Origin of the sequence: Escherichia coli (genome assembly GCF_036503815.1) — a bacterium.
GTDB lineage: Bacteria > Pseudomonadota > Gammaproteobacteria > Enterobacterales > Enterobacteriaceae > Escherichia > Escherichia coli_F.
This window is the reverse complement of the sequence record NZ_AP027764.1, coordinates 4545836-4567652: the sequence shown is the minus strand read 5'-3', so window position 1 is coordinate 4567652 and position 21817 is coordinate 4545836. Positions and strand designations below refer to the sequence as shown.

18 protein-coding genes are annotated in these 21817 nt (G+C 51.8%); 11 read left to right on the top strand and 7 right to left on the bottom strand.

Features of this window, described 5'->3' with window-relative positions; all coding sequences use genetic code 11:
• Position 1 precedes the first annotated feature (1 nt).
• The gene (gene soxS, locus AABJ99_RS21875) at positions 2 to 325 is read right to left on the bottom strand and encodes a superoxide response transcriptional regulator SoxS (protein WP_000019358.1); all 324 of its coding nucleotides are present in this window, start codon (positions 323 to 325) and stop codon (positions 2 to 4) included.
• An 85-nt stretch (positions 326 to 410) separates the two neighbouring features.
• Between soxS and soxR the strand changes: the two genes are divergently transcribed.
• From soxR to yjcE, 3 genes are all read left to right on the top strand, one after another.
• Positions 411 to 875 (top strand): redox-sensitive transcriptional activator SoxR, encoded by a 465-nt coding sequence (soxR, locus tag AABJ99_RS21870; RefSeq protein WP_000412424.1) that lies wholly within the window; start codon positions 411 to 413, stop codon positions 873 to 875.
• A gap of 545 nt (positions 876 to 1420) precedes the next feature.
• Complete coding sequence (ghxP, locus tag AABJ99_RS21865; RefSeq protein WP_000106871.1) at positions 1421 to 2770, top strand: guanine/hypoxanthine transporter GhxP; 1350 nt, start codon at positions 1421 to 1423, stop codon at positions 2768 to 2770.
• 151 nt (positions 2771 to 2921) lie between these two features.
• Positions 2922 to 4571, top strand: coding sequence for a Na+/H+ antiporter (gene yjcE, locus AABJ99_RS21860; protein WP_000402207.1), 1650 nt, complete (start codon positions 2922 to 2924; stop codon positions 4569 to 4571).
• A 167-nt stretch (positions 4572 to 4738) separates the two neighbouring features.
• Here the strand turns inward: yjcE and yjcF are convergent, their stop codons facing one another.
• The 4 genes from yjcF to acs all read right to left on the bottom strand — a co-directional run bounded on the left by yjcF (position 4739) and on the right by acs (position 10341).
• Positions 4739 to 6031, bottom strand: a complete 1293-nt coding sequence (gene yjcF / locus AABJ99_RS21855) for a pentapeptide repeat-containing protein (RefSeq protein WP_039021425.1) — start codon at positions 6029 to 6031, stop codon at positions 4739 to 4741.
• Positions 6032 to 6209: 178 nt separating this feature from the next.
• Positions 6210 to 7859, bottom strand: coding sequence for a cation/acetate symporter ActP (actP, locus tag AABJ99_RS21850; protein ID WP_039021426.1), 1650 nt, complete (start codon positions 7857 to 7859; stop codon positions 6210 to 6212).
• A complete protein-coding gene (yjcH, locus tag AABJ99_RS21845; protein WP_001014565.1) occupies positions 7856 to 8170 on the bottom strand; it encodes a DUF485 domain-containing protein in 315 nt (104 codons plus the stop codon). Before yjcH ends, actP begins: the two co-directional genes overlap by 4 nt.
• Positions 8171 to 8382: 212 nt before the next feature.
• The gene (gene acs / locus AABJ99_RS21840; RefSeq protein WP_338387449.1) at positions 8383 to 10341 is read right to left on the bottom strand and encodes an acetate--CoA ligase; all 1959 of its coding nucleotides are present in this window, start codon (positions 10339 to 10341) and stop codon (positions 8383 to 8385) included.
• 392 nt (positions 10342 to 10733) lie between these two features.
• Here acs and nrfA point away from each other — a divergent pair, with 392 nt between their 5' ends.
• The 8 genes from nrfA (at position 10734) to gltP (ending at position 18763) form a co-directional block, all read left to right on the top strand.
• The gene (nrfA, locus tag AABJ99_RS21835) at positions 10734 to 12170 is read left to right on the top strand and encodes an ammonia-forming nitrite reductase cytochrome c552 subunit (protein WP_039021428.1); all 1437 of its coding nucleotides are present in this window, start codon (positions 10734 to 10736) and stop codon (positions 12168 to 12170) included.
• A gap of 44 nt (positions 12171 to 12214) precedes the next feature.
• Positions 12215 to 12781: a cytochrome c nitrite reductase pentaheme subunit gene (nrfB, locus tag AABJ99_RS21830; RefSeq protein ID WP_001296647.1), complete on the top strand. Its 567-nt coding sequence runs from the start codon at positions 12215 to 12217 to the stop codon at positions 12779 to 12781.
• On the top strand, positions 12778 to 13449 hold the full coding sequence (gene nrfC / locus AABJ99_RS21825; protein WP_000220281.1) for a cytochrome c nitrite reductase Fe-S protein: 672 nt from the start codon (positions 12778 to 12780) through the stop codon (positions 13447 to 13449). The genes nrfB and nrfC overlap by 4 nt, the downstream gene beginning before the upstream one ends.
• The gene (gene nrfD, locus AABJ99_RS21820) at positions 13446 to 14402 is read left to right on the top strand and encodes a cytochrome c nitrite reductase subunit NrfD (RefSeq protein WP_000195167.1); all 957 of its coding nucleotides are present in this window, start codon (positions 13446 to 13448) and stop codon (positions 14400 to 14402) included. The genes nrfC and nrfD overlap by 4 nt, the downstream gene beginning before the upstream one ends.
• A gap of 19 nt (positions 14403 to 14421) precedes the next feature.
• Positions 14422 to 16140 (top strand): heme lyase CcmF/NrfE family subunit, encoded by a 1719-nt coding sequence (gene nrfE / locus AABJ99_RS21815; protein WP_072039632.1) that lies wholly within the window; start codon positions 14422 to 14424, stop codon positions 16138 to 16140.
• The gene (gene nrfF, locus AABJ99_RS21810; RefSeq protein WP_032185694.1) at positions 16133 to 16516 is read left to right on the top strand and encodes a heme lyase NrfEFG subunit NrfF; all 384 of its coding nucleotides are present in this window, start codon (positions 16133 to 16135) and stop codon (positions 16514 to 16516) included. The genes nrfE and nrfF overlap by 8 nt, the downstream gene beginning before the upstream one ends.
• A complete protein-coding gene (nrfG, locus tag AABJ99_RS21805; RefSeq protein ID WP_039021430.1) occupies positions 16513 to 17109 on the top strand; it encodes a heme lyase NrfEFG subunit NrfG in 597 nt (198 codons plus the stop codon). Before nrfF ends, nrfG begins: the two co-directional genes overlap by 4 nt.
• 340 nt (positions 17110 to 17449) lie before the next feature.
• Positions 17450 to 18763, top strand: coding sequence for a glutamate/aspartate:proton symporter GltP (gene gltP / locus AABJ99_RS21800; protein ID WP_000789589.1), 1314 nt, complete (start codon positions 17450 to 17452; stop codon positions 18761 to 18763).
• Between the two features lie 78 nt (positions 18764 to 18841).
• On the opposite strand, the gene yjcO is transcribed toward gltP, so the two are convergent.
• Both yjcO and fdhF read right to left on the bottom strand, forming a co-directional pair.
• Complete coding sequence (gene yjcO / locus AABJ99_RS21795) at positions 18842 to 19531, bottom strand: Sel1 family TPR-like repeat protein YjcO (protein WP_000719893.1); 690 nt, start codon at positions 19529 to 19531, stop codon at positions 18842 to 18844.
• A 93-nt stretch (positions 19532 to 19624) separates the two neighbouring features.
• Entirely contained in the window at positions 19625 to 21772 is a 2148-nt protein-coding gene (gene fdhF / locus AABJ99_RS21790) for a formate dehydrogenase subunit alpha (protein WP_077627041.1), read from the bottom strand.
• Between the last annotated feature and the right edge of the window lie 45 nt (positions 21773 to 21817).

Sequence of the window (21817 nt, the reverse complement as noted above, 5' to 3'; positions counted from 1 at the left end):
ACTACAGGCGGTGGCGATAATCGCTGGGAGTGCGATCAAACTGCCGACGGAAAACGCGGGAGAAGGTCTGCTGCGAGACATAACCCAGGTCCATTGCGATATCAAAAATCGGACGCTCGGTGGTGCGCAACTCAACGGCGGCCAGTAACAGGCGGCGTTGGCGAATGTAATCACCAAGTGTCTGATGCGTCACCGTGCGGAACATCCGCTGTAAGTACCACTTTGAATAGCCTGATTTTTTTGCGACGACATCAATGTTAAGCGGCTGGTCAATATGCTCGTCAATCCATGCGATAAGATCCTGAATAATTTTCTGATGGGACATAAATCTGCCTCTTTTCAGTGTTCAGTTCGTTAATTCATCTGTTGGGGAGTATAATTCCTCAAGTTAACTTGAGGTAAAGCGATTTATGGAAAAGAAATTACCCCGCATTAAAGCGCTGCTAACCCCCGGCGAAGTGGCAAAACGCAGCGGTGTGGCGGTATCGGCGCTGCATTTCTATGAAAGCAAAGGGTTGATTAGCAGTATCCGTAATAGTGGCAATCAGCGGCGATATAAACGTGATGTGTTGCGATATGTCGCAATCATCAAAATTGCTCAGCGTATTGGCATTCCGCTGGCGACCATTCGTGAAGCGTTTGGCGTGTTGCCCGAAGGGCATACATTAAGTGCGAAAGAGTGGAAACAGCTTTCGTCCCAATGGCGAGAAGAGTTGGATCGGCGCATTCATACCTTAGTGGCGCTGCGTGACGAACTGGACGGATGTATTGGTTGTGGCTGTCTTTCGCGCAGTGATTGCCCATTGCGTAACCCGGGCGACCGCTTAGGAGAAGAAGGCACAGGTGCACGCTTGCTGGAAGATGAACAAAACTAAAGCGCCACAAGGGCGCTTTAGTTTGTTTTCCGGTCTTTGTCTTTCTCTCTATCCCGCTGGTACACAGGAGGGTTTCCCCCGACGTCAACACACCTCATTCGAGCACGTGGTGGAGGTTCCGGTTGGTGTTGATGCTTTAATTGTATGTCACCGGCGTTTCTTCGCCAGTGTAAAAGTATACTTTTTAGCCGCAATATTTTTGTCATCTCAGACGATTTTTTATCGCAATCCTGAACGGTATGCGGCTCGATAACGCTGCAATCTTGCGCATCGACGATAACGTTTGCGCATCAATTGCCTGGTTTTTCATCGTCAAGACAATAAAAGAGAAAAAAGCAGCAAACTTCGGTTGAAAAAGCCGCTATGATCGCCGGATAATCGTTTGCTTTTTTTACCACCCGTTTTGTATGCGCGGAGCTAAACGTTTGCTTTTTTGCGACGCACCAATTTGTCGCAAACCTGGAGCAGGAAGATAACGTTTCGCTGGCAGGGGATTGTCCGCCACGCATCTTGACGAAAATTAAACTCTCAGGGGATGTTTTCTTATGTCTACGCCATCAGCGCGTACCGGCGGTTCACTCGACGCCTGGTTTAAAATTTCACAACGTGGAAGCACTGTCCGTCAGGAAGTGGTTGCCGGGTTAACAACATTTCTGGCGATGGTCTACTCGGTTATCGTCGTTCCAGGCATGTTGGGTAAAGCAGGCTTCCCGCCTGCGGCAGTTTTCGTTGCGACCTGTCTGGTTGCCGGACTCGGTTCTATCGTGATGGGTCTGTGGGCTAATCTGCCGTTGGCGATTGGTTGCGCCATCTCCCTGACGGCGTTTACCGCATTCAGTCTGGTGCTGGGGCAACATATTAGCGTACCTGTCGCGCTGGGTGCCGTGTTCCTGATGGGTGTGCTGTTTACGATAATTTCTGCCACGGGTATTCGTAGCTGGATTTTGCGCAACTTGCCGCACGGTGTGGCGCACGGCACGGGGATCGGTATCGGTCTGTTCCTGCTGCTCATTGCCGCTAATGGTGTCGGTCTGGTGATTAAAAACCCGCTTGATGGTCTGCCTGTTGCGCTGGGTGATTTCGCGACCTTCCCGGTGATAATGTCACTGGTAGGTCTAGCTGTGATCATCGGCCTGGAAAAACTGAAAGTCCCCGGTGGCATTCTGCTGACCATTATCGGTATCTCAATTGTCGGTTTGATCTTCGATCCTAACGTCCATTTCTCCGGCGTTTTCGCCATGCCTTCATTGAGCGATGAAAACGGCAATTCACTGATTGGCAGCCTGGACATTATGGGCGCGCTGAACCCTGTGGTTCTGCCGAGCGTGCTGGCACTGGTGATGACTGCTGTTTTCGATGCCACCGGAACCATCCGGGCCGTCGCGGGCCAGGCAAACCTGCTGGATAAAGACGGGCAAATTATCGACGGCGGGAAAGCACTGACCACCGACTCCATGAGCAGTGTTTTCTCTGGTCTGGTGGGGGCAGCACCGGCAGCGGTATACATCGAGTCTGCGGCGGGTACAGCGGCGGGCGGAAAAACCGGTCTGACGGCTATCACCGTTGGCGTGTTGTTCCTGCTGATTCTGTTCCTCTCTCCACTCTCTTACCTCGTTCCGGGTTACGCAACGGCTCCGGCGCTGATGTACGTTGGCCTGCTGATGCTGAGCAATGTGGCGAAAATTGACTTTGCTGATTTTGTTGATGCGATGGCGGGTCTGGTAACAGCAGTATTCATCGTACTGACCTGTAACATCGTAACGGGTATTATGATCGGCTTTGCGACTCTGGTGATTGGTCGTCTGGTTTCCGGAGAATGGCGCAAGTTGAACATCGGTACGGTCGTCATTGCCGTGGCGCTGGTGACCTTCTATGCGGGCGGCTGGGCTATCTAAGCTTTAATAAGATTCTGAAAACGGGTGGCAATGGCTGCCCGTTTTTATTTTCTCAGCACATTGTGTGAGCTTTTGCGATATTCTGAAAAAATGAGAATTCAGGCATAACGCCTTTCTCAGATCATAAAAAAACATCGCAAACAGGGAACGCATGGAAATCTTCTTCACCATACTGATAATGACCCTCGTGGTCTCGCTGTCCGGGGTGGTCACTCGTGTCATGCCCTTTCAGATCCCGCTTCCGCTTATGCAAATCGCCATCGGTGCGCTACTGGCGTGGCCGACGTTTGGTTTGCATGTGGAGTTTGATCCTGAACTCTTTTTAGTCTTGTTTATCCCGCCGTTGCTGTTCGCAGATGGCTGGAAAACGCCGACCCGTGAATTTCTCGAACATGGTCGGGAGATTTTCGGCCTCGCGCTGGCGCTGGTGGTGGTCACCGTGGTTGGCATTGGCTTCCTTATTTACTGGGTGGTGCCGGGCATTCCGCTGATTCCCGCCTTTGCGCTGGCGGCGGTGCTTTCTCCGACCGATGCTGTGGCGCTTTCCGGTATTGTTGGCGAAGGGCGCATCCCGAAAAAAATCATGGGTATTTTGCAGGGCGAAGCGTTGATGAATGACGCCTCCGGCCTGGTGTCATTAAAGTTTGCTGTGGCAGTGGCGATGGGGACGATGATCTTCACCGTCGGCGGTGCAACGGTGGAATTTATGAAAGTGGCAATAGGCGGTATTCTCGCCGGTTTTGTGGTGAGCTGGCTGTATGGTCGTTCGCTGCGATTCCTCAGCCGCTGGGGCGGTGATGAACCCGCGACGCAGATTGTACTGCTGTTCCTGCTGCCATTCGCTTCTTATCTGATTGCCGAACATATTGGCGTTTCCGGTATTCTTGCTGCGGTTGCAGCCGGGATGACCATCACCCGCTCCGGTGTAATGCGCCGTGCGCCGCTGGCGATGCGCCTGCGCGCAAACAGCACCTGGGCGATGCTGGAATTTGTCTTCAACGGCATGGTATTCCTGCTGTTAGGTCTGCAGCTGCCGGGTATTCTGGAGACGTCGCTGATGGCGGCAGAAATCGACCCTAACGTCGAAATCTGGATGCTGTTTACCGATATCATTCTGATTTATGCGGCGCTGATGCTGGTCCGTTTTGGCTGGCTGTGGACGATGAAAAAGTTCAGCAACCGCTTCCTGAAGAAGAAGCCGATGGAGTTTGGTTCGTGGACCACACGAGAAATCCTGATTGCGTCTTTTGCCGGGGTGCGTGGGGCGATCACACTAGCCGGTGTGCTCTCTATCCCGCTGCTCTTGCCGGATGGCAACGTCTTCCCGGCGCGCTATGAGTTGGTGTTCCTGGCGGCTGGCGTCATTCTCTTTTCGCTGTTTGTCGGCGTGGTGATGTTGCCCATTCTGCTGCAACACATTGAAGTCGCAGACCATTCGCAGCAGTTGAAAGAGGAGCGTATTGCGCGAGCGGCAACGGCAGAAGTGGCGATTGTGGCAATCCAGAAAATGGAGGAGCGTCTGGCGGCGGATACCGAAGAGAATATCGATAACCAGCTGCTCACGGAGGTCAGTTCTCGCGTCATTGGTAACCTGCGTCGTCGCGCCGATGGACGTAACGACGTTGAAAGTTCCGTGCAGGAAGAGAACCTTGAGCGTCGCTTCCGTCTGGCGGCATTGCGTTCTGAACGTGCTGAACTGTACCACCTGCGCGCCACGCGGGAGATCAGTAACGAAACGCTGCAAAAATTATTGCACGATCTCGATTTGCTTGAAGCGTTGTTGATTGAGGAAAATCAGTAAGCCGAAAGCGACGTAACCAGGCCCGAGGTAATCTGAAAAAGGTGCAATCTTTTGCACCTTTTTCAGATTACCTCGGGCTAACATTCATGATTCTAAAATAAATAAGTCAGAAGTCCGTGAGTATCTCTCTTTTAAAGTCAATTCATTGGCTATTCTTCGGCTTAATCTCAATCTGTGTATTGCATAGTATCTTCAGTGGTATTCATAGACACTTCCTGAATATTATGCTCAGTTTGTGACATGCCAGTATGAGTGGCACAATCCTCTTCAAAGAGTTGCTGTAGTGTTATCAGGATATCACTATTAATGGGAATATTATCCTCCCCACGGAGAATGGATATGCCCATTCCCTGGACGATAGCCTCATCGAAATTAACCCGATAGAAACGGGTATTAAACATCCAGGCTTTTGTTAAAATAGAACAGTTGAAATGGCAATTGCTTAAATTGGCATTATTAAAATTAGCATTAGCCATATTAGAATCGGTACATATAACCATTTCGAGGAACGTATTTGTCAGCCGCGTAAAAAAGAGTTTGCTATTAATTAAGTTTATATTCTGGAGGGTTGCTTTGTTCAGGTTGACGCGAGAAAGATTAGCATGTTCAAAGTTAATTAAATCGAGTTTAGAGAAACTAAGGTCGGCTCTAAATAAATTAACATATGGCGCTATTACTTTATAAAGATTCACCTCAGCCATGTACGCCATATAAAAATTTGAATAGTCAAGGAAGGTATTTTTAATTTTAGCTCTAATCATTGTTGCATTGAAGAATTCAACATGCATAGCGGAGCATGCATTTAGAGTTCCGTCAGTCATTTTTATCTGAGCGAAATTTGAGTCATCGAGAATACAATTATCAAAAATTATTTTTTCCATTATGGCAAAATTAAAATTCGTTTGATACATATTACAGCCCTGGAAAATAGCATTTTGTAGTCTGCAACCTGCAAAATCCGAATTGGATAAATCTTCATCTTTAATCCTGATACCTTTCAGGCTAAGGTGTGAAAAATCGTAACCACCATTTACTGTCTGTGGGATTTCGATAGTATTATTATGGACAGTGACATTATTTATAAAATACACTACCTTAATTGACACTTCCTTATCTTTATTAAGGTAAACTCTTCTCGTAATTCTATCGTCATATTTATTACTTGCATATAAAGCTATATCTATAAAATATTTATGAATTTTCCTGTCAGTTTCTTTAGTGATTTTTCCTGATGGTAAAGTATCATAAGTTCTTTTCATTTTCTGAATCAAGCCTATCACTTTTTCATGATCATCCATTTTGAAAAGAGAGAGGGCTTTATTGTCAATTAACGTGTCTTTATGATGTTTGCTATAATTATCTGATTTTGTTTTCTTTGTATGTGATGGACTTGTGACAGGGTGGTTATCGTTAATCAGGCAAAGAGGGAAAAACATATTATTTAAACCATTATAGCGCATAAAATATCCTTATAATTAACAAGAAAGAAAAGGCATATTCTCTGCATTATCATTTTCTACGACTGTCAAAAATCGCTCATTTTTTTAATGAGTTTATTTGTTTAATATTATGGGAAAAGATGATGCATATTGGAGAGGAAGAGTATTCCCCGATCAAGCGACCGGGGAAGGGTAGAGATTAATGCGCGCGGCCTTGCTCAACACCAAAGCCGGTCTGGGAGCGGATAAACTGCGCACGGAACAGTTCACGCTCGCGCGCACCTTCCGCTGAATTATCCGTTGCCGAGAAGAACCAGATGCCGAGGAATGCCACACTGATAGAGAACAGCGCCGGGTATTCGTACGGGAAGATGGCTTTTTCGTGACCGAGGATCTGTACCCAAATGGTAGGGCCGAGAATCATCAGTACCACTGCGGTAATCAGCCCCAGCCAGCCTCCCATCATCGCGCCACGGGTGGTCAGTTTCGACCAGTACATGGAAAGCAGAATGATCGGGAAGTTACAGCTCGCCGCGATGGCAAACGCCAGGCCCACCATAAATGCGATGTTCTGATTCTCAAACAGCACGCCGAGGATAATGGCAATCACGCCGAGGATCAGCACGGTGATTTTCGATACCCGTAGCTCTTCACGTTCGGTCGCACCTTTTTTGAAGACGTTAGCGTACAGGTCATGCGAAACCGCAGAAGCACCCGCCAGCGTCAGTCCCGCAACCACCGCAAGAATGGTGGCGAAAGCAACCGCTGAAATAAAGCCGAGGAACAGGTTGCCGCCCACAGCATTGGCCAGGTGAACTGCCGCCATGTTGTTACCACCAATCAGATGGCCCGCCGCGTCTTTATATTCCGGATTCGCACCGACCAGCATGATCGCACCAAAGCCGATAATAAAGGTCAGGATATAGAAGTAGCCCATAAATCCGGTGGCGTAGAACACGCTCTTACGCGCTTCGCGGGCATCGCTGACCGTAAAGAAGCGCATCAGAATGTGCGGCAAACCAGCCGTACCAAACATCAGCCCCAGACCCAGAGACAGCGCGGAGATGGGATCTTTCACCAATCCGCCCGGCTTCATGATATCGACACCTTTCGGGTGTACCGCCATCGCTTCGCTGAACAGATTGTTGAAGCTAAAGCCGACGTGTTTCATCACCATAAAGGCCATAAAGCTGGCACCAAACAGTAACAGCACAGCTTTGATAATCTGTACCCAGGTGGTCGCCAGCATACCGCCGAACAGGACGTACATCATCATCAGCACGCCGACCAGCACTACCGCAATGTGATAGTTAAGGCCAAACAGCAGTTCGATGAGTTTACCTGCGCCTACCATCTGAGCGATAAGGTAAAGCGCCACCACCACCAGAGAACCACAGGCCGAAAGAATACGGATAGGCCCCTGTTTCAGGCGGTACGAGGCTACATCGGCAAAGGTGTAGCGACCGAGGTTACGCAGACGTTCGGCAATCAGGAACAGAATGATCGGCCAGCCCACCAGGAAGCCCAGCGAGTAAATTAAACCATCATAGCCGGAGGTAAACACCAGCGCGGAGATACCCAAAAATGAGGCGGCAGACATATAGTCCCCGGCAATCGCCAGCCCGTTCTGGAAACCGGTGATATTGCCGCCTGCGGTGTAGTAGTCATTACGCGAACGTACGCGTTTTGACGCCCAGTAGGTAATGCCGAGCGTAAACACGACGAAAATCAGGAACATAATAATTGCCTGCCAGTTCGTTGGCTGGCGCTCTACGGCCCCGCTAATAGCATCCGCGGCGTTAGCTGCTAAAGGGAGTGTGGCGGCAAGCGCCGTCAGAACTCTTTTCATGATGCTTGTACCTCATGCAGGACTTCATTATTAAGACGGTCGAATTCGCCGTTCGCCCGCCAGATGTAGATACCGGTGAGAACAAAGGAGATCACAATCACTCCAACACCAATCGGAATACCGCGTGTGACGCTGGTGTTCGGATTCAGCGGAGTGCCCAGCCAGCCGGGCGCGAAGGCGATCAGTAAAATAAAGCCGATATAAACTGCCAGCATAATAATCGACAGGATGGTGGCAAACCGTTGCCGTTTTTCGACTAACTCCCTGAAATGCGCATTGTCTTCTATCCGCTGATAAATAGTGCCATTCATCACAGATTCTCCAGAGGTAATGTAGGGATTGTTTTAATTCCTGCGCCCTTATGGGAGCGGGTTAACGCCCAGGTAACCCTTGCCTTATGTAGGCCAGATAAGGCGTTATACGCCGCATCCGGCAATCAATGCCTGATGCGACGCTGTCGCGTCTTATCAGGCCTACAAATCGTTTCAGACTTGTTGCCCGGATCGCATCCGGCAATTGAGAGTTACGAGGGCATCGCGATAGCCTGCTTCTCTTCAAGCAGCTTCTCGACAACGCCAGGATCGGCAAGCGTCGAGGTATCGCCCAGGTTGCTGGTATCGCCCGCCGCAATTTTGCGCAGAATACGGCGCATAATTTTGCCGGAGCGGGTTTTTGGCAGGGAGTCGGTCCAGTGCAGCACGTCTGGCGTTGCCAGCGGGCCAATCTCTTTACGCACCCAGTTGCGGACTTCTGCGTACAGTTCTGGTGACGGTTCCTCCCCGTGATTAAGCGTGACGTAGGCGTAGATCGCCTGACCTTTAATATTGTGCGGAATACCCACGACAGCGGCTTCGGCAATCTTCGGATGTGCCACCAGCGCCGACTCAATCTCAGCTGTTCCCAGACGGTGACCCGAGACGTTCAGCACGTCGTCCACGCGCCCGGTGATCCAGTAATAGCCATCTTCATCGCGACGCGCGCCGTCGCCGCTGAAATACATATTTTTGAAGGTGGAGAAGTAGGTCTGTTCAAAGCGTTCGTGATCGCCAAACAATGTACGCGCCTGACCCGGCCAGGAGTCGGTGATCACCAGGCTGCCTTCGGTAGCCCCTTCCAGCGGGTTACCTTCGTTATCGACCAGCGCCGGTTGCACGCCGAAGAACGGACGTGTTGCCGAACCTGCTTTTAGCTCGGTAGCACCAGGCAGTGGTGTGATCATGAAACCGCCGGTTTCGGTCTGCCACCAGGTGTCGACCACCGGGCATTTCTCGTTGCCGATTTTTTTCCAGTACCACTCCCACGCTTCCGGGTTGATTGGCTCGCCTACGGAACCGAGAATGCGCAGCGACGAACGGTCAGTGCCTTCGATCGCTTTATCGCCTTCTGCCATCAGCGCGCGGATCGCCGTGGGCGCGGTATAGAGAATATTGACCTGATGCTTGTCCACCACCTGGGCCATACGGGCAGGCGTCGGCCAGTTCGGTATGCCTTCAAACATCAGCGTGGTCGCGCCGCATGCCAGCGGGCCGTACAGCAAATAACTGTGCCCGGTAACCCAGCCCACATCGGCGGTGCACCAGTAGATATCGCCCGGATGATAATCAAAGACATATTTAAAAGTCAGCGCCGCGTACACCAGATAACCGCCGGTAGTGTGCAGCACGCCTTTCGGCTTTCCGGTAGAACCGGAAGTGTAGAGAATAAACAGCGGATCTTCAGCGTTCATCTCTTGCGCCTGGTGCTGATCGCTCGCTTGCTCAACCAGGTCGTGCCACCAGAGGTCGCGCCCTTCCTGCCAGTCAATTTTTCCGCCAGTACGCTTCAGTACCACCACATGTTCAATGCTGGTGACGTTCGGGTTTTTCAGCGCGTCATCAACGTTTTTCTTCAGCGGAATACTACGCCCGGCACGCACGCCTTCGTCAGAAGTGATCACCAGCCGTGAGTTAGAATCGATAATGCGTCCGGCAACGGCTTCCGGCGAGAAGCCGCCGAAAATTACCGAATGCACCGCGCCAATGCGGGCGCAGGCCAGCATTGCGACCGCAGCTTCCGGTACCATCGGCATATAAATCGCCACCACGTCACCTTTTTTAATGCCCAGCCCGAGCAGGGTATTGGCGAAGCGGCAGACGTCGCGGTGCAGCTCTTTATAGCTGATATGTTTGCTCTGCCTGGCGTCGTCGCCTTCCCAGATGATGGCGGTGCGATCGCCGTTTTCTTGCAGATGGCGGTCAAGGCAGTTCGCCGCCAGATTCAGCGTGCCGTCCTCGTACCATTTAATGGACACATTACCCGGGGCAAAGGAGGTGTTTTTCACCTTCTGGTAAGGTTTGATCCAGTCGAGAATTTTTCCCTGTTCGCCCCAGAAGGTATCTGGTGCGTTAATAGATTGTTGATACATCGCCTCGTACTGCTGAGGGTTTATCAGGCAACGGTCTGCGATGTTGGCAGGAATGGTGTGTTTGTGAATTTGACTCATGCTTTTGTTCTCCTTGTAGGATGTTAATAATATGTGGCATAAGCGTTAAATGTAGGGGTGTTGGCAGTTTTGTTTAGTATTTGGGCGACAGATCACGCAAAAGTAGAATTGTGCAAATAAACGGCAGGGTAATTTTTGAAGGTCAGCAACAAAAGTTGATTAATTCTTTGAGGAACATGCAGTTATGCATGCTGTTGAAAAAGAGGAAGATACTGACTAACTCTAAAGTGGTATTTTACATGCACTTACAATTGATTAAAGACAACATTCACAGTGTGGTTATTTGTTACACATAGGGGCGAGCAATGTCATGACAGTGTAGGTGCGGTTACTGTCGTGAAAAACAATAAAAACCGCCATTGCAACAATGGCGCAATTCGGATGAAGCCCCTATGACAAGGATAAAAATAAACGCACGCCGTATCTTCAGCTTATTGATTCCTTTTTTCTTTTTCACTTCTGTTCACGCTGAACAAACGGCTGCTCCCGCAAAACCTGTAACTGTGGAAGCGAAGAATGAAACCTTTGCCCCGCAGCATCCCGATCAATATCTCTCCTGGAAAGCCACCTCGGAACAGTCAGAGCGTGTTGACGCCCTGGCGGAAGATCCACGGCTGGTGATCCTGTGGGCGGGGTATCCCTTCTCGCGCGATTACAACAAGCCGCGTGGACATGCCTTTGCTGTGACCGATGTGCGTGAAACCCTGCGTACCGGTGCGCCGAAAAACGCTGAAGATGGTCCGCTACCGATGGCATGCTGGAGTTGTAAAAGCCCGGATGTGGCGCGTCTGATCCAGAAAGACGGCGAAGATGGCTACTTCCACGGTAAATGGGCGCGCGGCGGCCCGGAAATCGTCAACAACTTAGGTTGTGCCGATTGTCATAACACCGCCTCACCAGAGTTCGCCAAAGGCAAACCGGAGTTAACCCTTTCCCGTCCGTATGCGGCTCGCGCGATGGAAGCCATTGGTAAACCTTTTGAGAAAGCCGGACGTTTCGACCAGCAATCGATGGTTTGCGGTCAGTGCCATGTGGAGTATTACTTCGATGGCAAAAACAAAGCCGTTAAATTCCCGTGGGATGACGGCATGAAAGTCGAAAATATGGAGCAGTATTACGACAAAATTGCCTTCTCTGACTGGACTAACTCCCTGTCGAAAACACCAATGCTGAAAGCGCAGCACCCGGAATATGAAACCTGGACAGCGGGCATTCACGGCAAAAACAACGTGACCTGTATCGACTGCCATATGCCAAAAGTGCAGAACGCCGAAGGCAAACTCTACACCGACCATAAAATTGGTAATCCGTTTGATAACTTCGCCCAGACTTGTGCGAACTGCCATACCCAGGACAAAGCTGCCCTGCAAAAAGTGGTCGCGGAACGTAAGCAGTCAATTAACGACCTGAAAATCAAGGTTGAAGATCAACTGGTTCACGCTCACTTCGAAGCGAAAGCGGCGCTGGACGCAGGCGCGACAGAAGCCGAAATGAAGCCGATTCAGGACGATATTCGTCATGCCCAGTGGCGTTGGGATCTGGCGATCGCTTCCCACGGTATTCATATGCACGCGCCGGAAGAAGGTCTGAGGATGCTCGGTACGGCGATGGATAAAGCGGCGGATGCGCGCACCAAACTGGCGCGCCTGCTGGCGACCAAAGGCATCACCCATGAAATCCCGATCCCGGATATCTCAACCAAAGAGAAAGCCCAGCAGGCCATTGGCCTGAACATGGAACAAATCAAGGCTGAGAAGCAGGACTTCATCAAAACGGTGATCCCGCAGTGGGAAGCGCAGGCACGTAAAAACGGTCTGTTAAGCCAATAACCCCGTTCCGCCTCGCAAGGGGCGGAAAACACAATGGAGTGAATATGAGCGTATTACGTTCGTTATTAACTGCCGGGGTGCTGGCGTCGGGCCTGTTGTGGAGCCTGAACGGAATTACCGCTACCCCTGCGGCGCAGGCATCTGGTGATCGCTACGAAGTTACCCAGCAGCGTAACCCGGATGCCGCCTGTCTGGACTGTCATAAACCAGATACCGAAGGTATGCATGGCAAACATGCTTCCGTTATCAACCCGAATAACAAACTGCCGGTCACCTGCACCAACTGTCACGGCCAGCCATCACCGCAACACCGCGAAGGGGTGAAAGATGTGATGCGCTTTAACGAGCCGATGTACAAGGTTGGAGAGCAGAACAGCGTGTGTATGTCCTGCCATCTGCCGGAACAGTTGCAAAAAGCGTTCTGGCCGCACGATGTCCACGTAACCAAAGTGGCGTGCGCTAGCTGCCATTCCCTGCATCCACAGCAAGATACGATGCAGACGTTAAGTGACAAAGGACGGATTAAGATTTGCGTCGATTGCCACAGCGATCAGCGCACCAATCCGAACTTTAACCCGGCGTCTGTTCCGTTGCTTAAGGAGCAGCCATGACCTGGTCTCGTCGCCAGTTTCTCACCGGCGTCGGCGTGCTGGCAGCCGTCAGCGGCACCGCAGGACGCGTGGTGGCGAAAACGTTGAATATCAATGGGGTGCGTTACGGCATGGTGCATGACGAGTCGTTATGCATCGGCTGTACTGCCTGTATGGATGCTTGTCGGGAAGTGAACAAGGTGCCGGAAGGCGTCTCGCGCCTGACAATTATTCGTAGCGAGCCGCAGGGCGAATTTCCTGATGTGAAATATCGCTTCTTTCGTAAGTCTTGCCAGCACTGCGACCATGCACCGTGCGTTGACGTCTGCCCAACGGGTGCGTCTTTTCGCGATGCTGCCAGCGGGATTGTCGATGTTAACCCGGATCTCTGCGTCGGTTGTCAGTACTGCATTGCCGCCTGTCCGTACCGTGTGCGCTTTATCCATCCGGTCACGAAGACGGCGGACAAATGCGATTTCTGCCGTAAGACCAATTTGCAGGCCGGTAAGCTCCCCGCGTGCGTTGAGGCTTGCCCGACGAAGGCGCTGACGTTTGGCAATCTGGACGATCCCAACAGTGAGATTTCGCAACTGCTACGCCAGAAGCCCACTTACCGCTACAAGCTGGCGCTGGGAACCAAACCGAAGCTGTACCGCGTACCGTTTAAATACGGGGAGGTGAGCCAATGACGCAGACTTCCGCATTTCATTTTGAATCGCTGGTGTGGGACTGGCCGATTGCCATCTACCTGTTTTTGATTGGTATTTCTGCCGGTCTGGTGACGCTGGCCGTGCTGTTACGTCGCTTCTACCCGCAGGCGGGCGGTGCAGACAGTACGTTGTTGCGCACCACGCTGATTGTCGGGCCTGGCGCGGTGATCCTCGGTCTGTTGATTCTCGTCTTCCACCTGACAAGACCGTGGACCTTCTGGAAGCTGATGTTCCATTACAGTTTTACCTCGGTGATGTCGATGGGGGTGATGCTGTTTCAGCTCTACATGGTGGTGCTGGTGCTGTGGCTGGCGAAAATCTTTGAACATGATTTGCTTGCCCTGCAACAACGCTGGTTGCCGAAGCTGGGGATCGTACAAAAGGTTCTGAGTCTGCTGACGCCCGTTCACCGCGGACTGGAAACGCTAATGCTGGTGCTGGCGGTGTTGCTGGGGGCTTATACCGGCTTTCTGCTGTCGGCGCTGAAATCATATCCGTTCCTCAATAATCCGATTTTACCGGTGCTGTTCCTCTTCTCCGGCATTTCGTCCGGTGCGGCGGTGGCGTTGATCGCTATGGCGATACGCCAGCGCAGTAATCCGCACTCCACGGAAGCGCACTTTGTACACCGTATGGAGATCCCTGTGGTATGGGGCGAAATCTTCCTGCTGGTGGCGTTTTTTGTTGGACTGGCGCTGGGCGATGACGGCAAAGTGCGTGCGCTGGTGGCAGCATTGGGCGGTGGTTTCTGGACGTGGTGGTTCTGGCTTGGTGTCGCCGGGCTGGGGCTGATTGTGCCAATGTTGCTCAAACCGTGGGTGAATCGTAGTTCCGGCATTCCTGCCGTGCTGGCGGCGTGTGGAGCCAGCCTGGTCGGGGTGTTGATGCTGCGCTTTTTCATTCTCTACGCCGGGCAGTTAACGGTGGCGTAAGCCAGAAAAGAGGTGGTTTCTGGACGTATTCCTTCCTGAAGTCGGTTTTCTGGCGTTGTTGTTAAGTCTTGGGGTCAACGTGTTGACCCCGTTGACAACCTTTGCGGGAGTGCGGTTGCGCTGGCCTGCCATGATGCGACTCACTTGCATCGGCACTCTGGCACAGTTCGCGCTCCTGCTGATCGCTTTTGGCGTACTGTCGTATTGTTTTCTCATCAGCGATTTCTCGGTCATTTATGTCGCCCAACATAGCTACAGCCTGCTGTCGTGGGAACTCAAACTGGCGGCAGTGTGGGGAGGGCATGAAGGTTCGTTGCTACTTTGGGTGCTACTCCTTTCCGCGTGGAGTGCGCTGTTTGCCTGGCATTATCGGCAGCAAACCGATCCGCTATTTCCGCTGACATTAGCCGTTTTATCTCTCATGCTCGCCGCACTGTTGCTGTTTGTGGTGCTGTGGTCCGATCCGTTTGCGCGGATATTTCCGCCAGCAATCGAAGGCCGAGATCTCAATCCGATGCTGCAACATCCCGGTCTTATCTTTCATCCACCGCTGCTTTACCTTGGCTATGGCGGTTTGATGGTAGCGGCGAGCGTGGCGCTGGCGAGTCTACTGCGCGGCGAGTTTGATGGTGTCAGCGCCCGAATTTGCTGGCGTTGGGCACTACCTGGCTGGAGCGCATTAACTGCGGGGATCATCCTTGGTTCCTGGTGGGCCTATTGCGAACTGGGCTGGGGCGGCTGGTGGTTCTGGGATCCGGTGGAAAACGCCTCTTTATTACCCTGGCTTTCTGCCACTGCGCTGCTGCACAGTTTGTCCCTGACACGCCAGCGGGGGATTTTCCGCCACTGGTCGCTGTTACTGGCGATAGTTACTCTGATGCTGTCGCTGCTGGGCACCTTAATTGTCCGTTCTGGCATTCTGGTTTCGGTTCATGCGTTCGCACTGGATAACGTCCGCGCCGTGCCGTTGTTCAGCCTGTTTGCGTTGATTAGCCTTGCGTCTCTGGCTCTGTATGGCTGGCGAGCGCGGGACGGTGGCCCGGCGGTGCGTTTATCGGGGTTATCGCGGGAAATGTTAATCCTCGCTACGCTGTTGCTGTTTTGCGCAGTGCTACTGATCGTGCTGGTGGGAACGCTTTATCCGATGATTTACGGCCTGCTGGGCTGGGGACGCCTCTCCGTTGGTGCGCCATATTTTAACCGCGCAACGTTACCGTTTGGTCTGTTGATGCTGGTGGTGATTGTGCTGGCGACGTTTGTCTCTGGCAAACGCGTGCAGCTTCCGGCGCTGCTGGCTCATGCGGGCGTGCTGTTATTTGCCGCGGGGATCGTGGTTTCAAGCGTCAGCCGTCAGGAGATCAGCCTGAATTTACAGCCGGGTCAGCAGGTGACTCTGGCAGGATACACCTTCCGTTTTGAGCGCCTCGATCTACAAGCCAAAGGTAATTACACCAGCGAAAAAGCGATAGTGGTGCTGTTTGACCATCAGCAACGTATTGGTGAACTGACGCCGGAGCGGCGTTTTTATGAAGCACGTCGTCAGCAAATGATGGAACCGTCAATTCGCTGGAACGGTATCCATGACTGGTATGCGGTCATGGGTGAGAAAACCGGACCAGATCGTTACGCTTTTCGTTTGTATGTACAAAGCGGTGTGCGCTGGATCTGGGGGGGAGGATTGTTGATGATTGCGGGCGCATTGTTAAGCGGATGGCGGGGGAGGAAGCGCGATGAATAAAGGGCTTCTCATGCTACTGCTGTTATTTGCCTGTTTTGCGCACGCTCAGGTTGTAGACACCTGGCAATTCGCCAATCCGCAACAACAGGAACAGGCGTTAACTATTGCCAGCCAGTTACGTTGTCCGCAATGCCAGAATCAGAACTTACTGGAATCCAATGCGCCGGTGGCAGTCAGTATGCGCCATCAGGTTTACAGCATGGTGGCGGAGGGGAAAAGTGAAGTCGAAATCATTGGCTGGATGACCGAACGCTACGGAGATTTTGTTCGCTATAACCCACCGTTAACCGGTCAGACGCTGGTGTTGTGGGCGCTGCCAGTGGTGTTGTTACTGCTGATGGCACTGATCCTCTGGCGAGTGAGAGCAAAGCGATGAAACAGCCTCAAATACCGGTGAAAATGCTGACAACACTCACGATATTGATGGTATTTCTCTGTGTCGGCAGTTATCTGTTAAGCCCAAAATGGCAGGCGGTACGTGCGGAGTATCAGCGTCAGCGCGATCCGCTACATCAGTTTGCCAGCCAGCAAACCCCGGAAGCGCAGCTTCAGGCATTGCAGGATAAAATTCGCGCTAATCCACAAAACAGCGAACAGTGGGCGTTACTGGGCGAGTATTATCTGTGGCAAAACGATTACAGCAATTCGCTGCTGGCGTACCGTCAGGCGTTGCAACTACGTGGCGATAACGCTGAACTGTATGCGGCGCTGGCGACGGTGCTGTATTACCAGGCCAGCCAGCATATGACCGCCCAGACTCGCGCAATGATCGACAAAGCCCTCGCGCTGGACTCTAACGAAATCACCGCTCTGATGCTGCTGGCTTCCGATGCGTTTATGCAGGCGAATTACACGCAAGCCATCGAATTATGGCAAAAAGTGATGGATTTAAACTCACCCCGGGTCAACCGAACACAGCTGGTCGAGTCGATTAATTTGGCGAAACTGTTGCAGCGGAGATCAGATTAATCATCTGGTGATGAAGATTATGTTATTGAGCTGCATAAAAAATAATCGAATGAACATATGCCCAAAATAATCACTAATCAGTATTATTGCAGGTTAAACAAATAAAAATCTTTCCATAACAAATGGTTATTCATTAATCCTGCCATAAACTCGCGTTATTATGCATTAATGCAGCGAAAAGCTCTGTTGTTAAAGGGTTGCGCAACATACCGCGCAAATGATACTGATTATAAGCGTTAAAAAAATCTACAAACCAACGCAACACAATTCATGCCCTGGCAGTATGTCACGTTCTCGCGTTTCTGAACGGGAACGGCGCTCCATTGAGGAAGTTATTCTGATGAAAAATATAAAATTCAGCCTGGCCTGGCAGATTCTGTTTGCTATGGTGCTGGGCATTCTCCTGGGAAGCTACCTGCACTACCATAGCGACAGCCGCGACTGGCTGGTCGTCAATTTGCTCTCTCCGGCGGGTGATATCTTCATCCATCTGATCAAAATGATTGTTGTGCCGATTGTTATTTCCACGCTGGTGGTGGGTATTGCGGGTGTTGGTGATGCCAAACAGCTCGGGCGTATTGGCGCGAAAACCATTATCTATTTCGAGGTGATCACCACTGTCGCCATCATTCTGGGGATCACCCTGGCGAACGTCTTCCAGCCCGGTGCCGGGGTGGATATGTCGCAGCTGGCAACCGTCGATATCTCGAAATATCAGAGCACTACAGAAGCGGTACAGAGCAGTTCCCACGGTATTATGGGCACGATTTTGTCTCTGGTGCCGACGAATATTGTGGCGTCGATGGCGAAAGGCGAAATGTTACCGATCATCTTCTTCTCGGTGCTGTTTGGTCTGGGGCTTTCCTCCCTGCCCGCGACGCATCGTGAACCGCTGGTGACCGTGTTCCGCTCCATCTCTGAAACCATGTTTAAAGTGACTCATATGGTGATGCGTTATGCGCCGGTGGGTGTGTTTGCGCTGATTGCGGTGACGGTGGCTAACTTTGGTTTCTCGTCTCTGTGGCCACTGGCGAAACTGGTGCTGCTGGTGCATTTCGCCATTCTGTTCTTCGCGCTGGTAGTGCTGGGAATTGTGGCGCGCCTGTGCGGGTTAAGCGTCTGGATCCTGATTCGTATTCTGAAAGATGAGCTGATTCTGGCGTACTCCACTGCCAGCTCTGAAAGCGTGCTGCCGCGAATTATTGAGAAGATGGAAGCCTATGGTGCACCGGCGTCGATCACCAGTTTCGTGGTGCCGACCGGTTATTCTTTTAACCTTGACGGTTCAACGCTATATCAAAGTATTGCCGCTATCTTCATCGCGCAGCTGTATGGTATTGACCTGTCCATCTGGCAGGAAATCATTCTGGTGCTGACGCTGATGGTGACCTCGAAAGGGATTGCTGGCGTGCCGGGCGTGTCGTTTGTGGTGTTGCTGGCAACGCTGGGCAGCGTAGGGATCCCGCTGGAAGGTCTGGCGTTTATTGCCGGTGTTGACCGTATCCTCGACATGGCGCGTACTGCGCTGAACGTGGTGGGTAATGCGCTGGCGGTGCTGGTGATTGCCAAGTGGGAACACAAATTTGACCGTAAGAAAGCGCTGGCTTATGAGCGCGAAGTGCTGGGCAAATTTGATAAAACTGCGGATCAATAATTGAGGATTGCCGGGGACATACACCCGGCAATGTGTGGATGCCTGATGCGACGCTTGCCGCGTCTTATCAGGCCTACATTAACCGTTAGTTAATTTTTCAAACTCTTCACACCCGGTATCAAACCCTTCCATACAGCTCAGGTTCAGCCAGTGCAGCGCCTTCTGTTTGTTCTTCTCGATAAAACCTTCTTCACCATTTAAGAACATCATTCCCGCCCAGTACTCGGAATAACCGGTTCGGGAAATCGCAGAGCTGCGTTTGAAATACCAGGTTGCCTTGTCATCGTCGGCCTTAATGCCCACGCCGTTGGCGTAAATCAAACCAAGCAGCATTTGGGCATCGACGGCGGAGTCGTTCTCCAGATCTTCCGAGGCGTTTTCTAACAGCGAAATCGCCTTTGGATAATCCGGTTTACCCGCTTGAGTATTCACCAGAATATGCGCCAGCGTCACTTCACCTTCTTTACTGCCTGCTTGCGCCGCTTTCTCTGCAAGAACTTTTGCTTGTGGATAGTCCAGACTGACCGGATTGGTGATTTTGATCTGCGCCAACAGCGCGCAGGCATCAGCATCACCGCTGTCGGCGGCTTTCTGTGCCCAATATTCGGCTTTGCTCAAATCGCCGGAGCTAAACCAGCTGTCGGCAAGAAAATATTGTGCGCGTCGGTCTCCAGCCTCTGCAGCCTTTAAATACTGACTGCCAGGCTCGGAGCCGTTCGCATGGGCAAAGAATGTCAAAAACAACATCAATGCGATAATTTTTTTCATTTTGATAATACGATTGGGTAGGGAGTGACCAGTATAAAGAGTTCGAATGGATAAAAAAACAGCCTCCGAAATGAGGCTGTAGAAAGGACTGTATTACGCCAGTGCCGCTTCGCGCAGGCGAGTTTTCAACTTGTTGTACTCGTCAATCACGTACTGCTCGGCGGCGCGCTGATCGGCGATCGGCTCGACGCGCACGGCGCAGTATTTGTATTCCGGCGTTTTCGTAATCGGGCTTAAGTTTTCGGTAACCAGCTCGTTACAGGCACCAATCCACCACTGGTAGGTCATGTAAATCGCCCCTTTGTTCGGACGATCGCTGACCTGCGCACGGGTGATAATTTTGCCTTTACGCGAGTGCACCCAAACCAATGCCTCATCTTCAATACCCAGACGTTTGGCGTCTTCGGTATTGATTTGTGCGTAGCCTGGTTCATCAGCCAGCGCCGCAAGTGCCGCACAGTTACCGGTCATCGAACGGCAAGAGTAGTGACCGACTTCACGCACCGTTGACAGTACCATCGGGTACTCATCGGTGAGTTTGTCAATTGGCGCTACCCAGTCGCAGGTGAAGAACTGCGCCAGACCGTTCGGAGTATCAAACTTCTCTTTAAACAGATAAGAAGTCCCCTGATCGGCATCTGAAGTATCGCGACAAGGCCACTGAATGAAGCCCAGTTCGCCCATTTTCTCGTAAGTCGCACCGTAGAAATCCGGGCACAGATGACGCAACTCATCCCAGATCTCCTGGGTGTTGTTGTAGTGCATCGGATAACCCATACGGGTGGCGATTTCACTGATAATCTGCCAGTCCGTTTTCAGATCCCATTTCGGTTCAACTGCTTTGAAGAAACGCTGGAAGCCACGGTCAGCCGCAGTAAACACGCCTTCATGCTCGCCCCACGAGGTGGACGGTAAAATAACGTCCGCCGCCGACGCGGTTTTGGTCATAAAGATGTCCTGAACGATGACCAGTTCCAGATCTTCAAAGGCTTTACGTACTGCCGACAGCTCCGCGTCAGTTTGTAGCGGATCTTCGCCCATAATGTACGCGGCACGCACTTCACCATGCGCTGCGCGGTGTGGCAGCTCGCTGATGCGATAACCGGTATGAGCAGGCAGGCTTTCCACGCCCCAGGCTTTGGCGAATTTCTCGCGGTTAGCCGGATCTTTCACATACTGGTAGCCAGGGTAAGTATCTGGCAGTGCGCCCATATCGCAGGCCCCCTGCACGTTGTTTTGACCACGAACCGGGTTTACACCCGCATGCGGCTTACCGAGGTTACCGGTCAGCATTGCAAGGCTGGTCAGAGAACGTACGGTTTCCACGCCCTGGTAGAACTGGGTAACACCCATGCCCCACAGAATGGCTGCGCTTTCCGCCTGGGCATACATCCGCGCCGCCTGACGAATCTCACTGGCGCTAACGCCGGTGATATCTTCAACCGACTCCGGCGTGTAGCCTTCAACGATTTTACGATACTCTTCAAAGCCTTCTGTACGGGAAGCGACGAACGCTTTGTCGTACAGATTTTCTTCAATAATGACATGGCCCATTGCATTCAACAGCGCGATGTTCGAGCCGTTTTTCAGTGCAATGTGCATGTCAGCAATGCGCGCGGTTTCAATTTTGCGCGGATCGCAGACGATAATTTTCGCCCCGTTACGTTTAGCGTTAATTACGTGGTTCGCCACGATTGGGTGGGAATCCGCCGGGTTGTACCCGAAAACGAACACTAAATCGGTATTATCAATTTCGTTAATAGCATTGCTCATTGCGCCATTACCGACCGATTGGTGCAGACCTGCAACCGATGGGCCGTGTCAGACACGAGCGCAGCAGTCAACGTTATTGGTACCAATAACGGCGCGCGCAAATTTTTGCATTACATAGTTGGTTTCGTTACCCGTACCACGCGAGGAGCCGGTCGTCTGGATGGCATCCGGACCGTACTTCTCTTTGATGGCGCTCAGGCGCTCGGCAACGTAATTCAGTGCCTCATCCCAGGAAACAGGTTCGAGTTTGCCGCCACGCTGGCGACGAATCATGGGGGTTTTCAGGCGCGGGGTCAGGATCTGGGTATCGTTAATGAAGTCCCAGCCATAATAACCCTTCAGACACAGGGTACCCTGGTTGGTTTTCCCCTGCGCTGCCTCCGCCCGGACGATTTTGCCGTTATCGACGACCAGGTTGATTTTGCAACCTGATGCGCAATAGGGGCAAACCGTGACGACTTTTTTCATCGGTCTCGCTCCAGTTAATCAAATCACGCATACGCGCTCTCGACT

What these genes read in the sequence shown, in the direction of transcription:
- actP (WP_039021426.1), bottom strand. Translation starts at nt 7,859, where the DNA reads ATGAAAAGAGTTCTGACGGCGCTTGCCGCCACACTCCCTTTAGCAGCT.
- nrfC (WP_000220281.1), top strand. Translation starts at nt 12,778, where the DNA reads ATGACCTGGTCTCGTCGCCAGTTTCTCACCGGCGTCGGCGTGCTGGCA.
- yjcH (WP_001014565.1), bottom strand. Translation starts at nt 8,170, where the DNA reads ATGAATGGCACTATTTATCAGCGGATAGAAGACAATGCGCATTTCAGG.
- ghxP (WP_000106871.1), top strand. Translation starts at nt 1,421, where the DNA reads ATGTCTACGCCATCAGCGCGTACCGGCGGTTCACTCGACGCCTGGTTT.
- nrfB (WP_001296647.1), top strand. Translation starts at nt 12,215, where the DNA reads ATGAGCGTATTACGTTCGTTATTAACTGCCGGGGTGCTGGCGTCGGGC.
- soxS (WP_000019358.1), bottom strand. Translation starts at nt 325, where the DNA reads ATGTCCCATCAGAAAATTATTCAGGATCTTATCGCATGGATTGACGAG.
- gltP (WP_000789589.1), top strand. Translation starts at nt 17,450, where the DNA reads ATGAAAAATATAAAATTCAGCCTGGCCTGGCAGATTCTGTTTGCTATG.
- nrfA (WP_039021428.1), top strand. Translation starts at nt 10,734, where the DNA reads ATGACAAGGATAAAAATAAACGCACGCCGTATCTTCAGCTTATTGATT.
- nrfF (WP_032185694.1), top strand. Translation starts at nt 16,133, where the DNA reads ATGAATAAAGGGCTTCTCATGCTACTGCTGTTATTTGCCTGTTTTGCG.
- nrfD (WP_000195167.1), top strand. Translation starts at nt 13,446, where the DNA reads ATGACGCAGACTTCCGCATTTCATTTTGAATCGCTGGTGTGGGACTGG.
- yjcO (WP_000719893.1), bottom strand. Translation starts at nt 19,531, where the DNA reads ATGAAAAAAATTATCGCATTGATGTTGTTTTTGACATTCTTTGCCCAT.
- yjcF (WP_039021425.1), bottom strand. Translation starts at nt 6,031, where the DNA reads ATGCGCTATAATGGTTTAAATAATATGTTTTTCCCTCTTTGCCTGATT.
- yjcE (WP_000402207.1), top strand. Translation starts at nt 2,922, where the DNA reads ATGGAAATCTTCTTCACCATACTGATAATGACCCTCGTGGTCTCGCTG.
- soxR (WP_000412424.1), top strand. Translation starts at nt 411, where the DNA reads ATGGAAAAGAAATTACCCCGCATTAAAGCGCTGCTAACCCCCGGCGAA.
- nrfG (WP_039021430.1), top strand. Translation starts at nt 16,513, where the DNA reads ATGAAACAGCCTCAAATACCGGTGAAAATGCTGACAACACTCACGATA.
- acs (WP_338387449.1), bottom strand. Translation starts at nt 10,341, where the DNA reads ATGAGTCAAATTCACAAACACACCATTCCTGCCAACATCGCAGACCGT.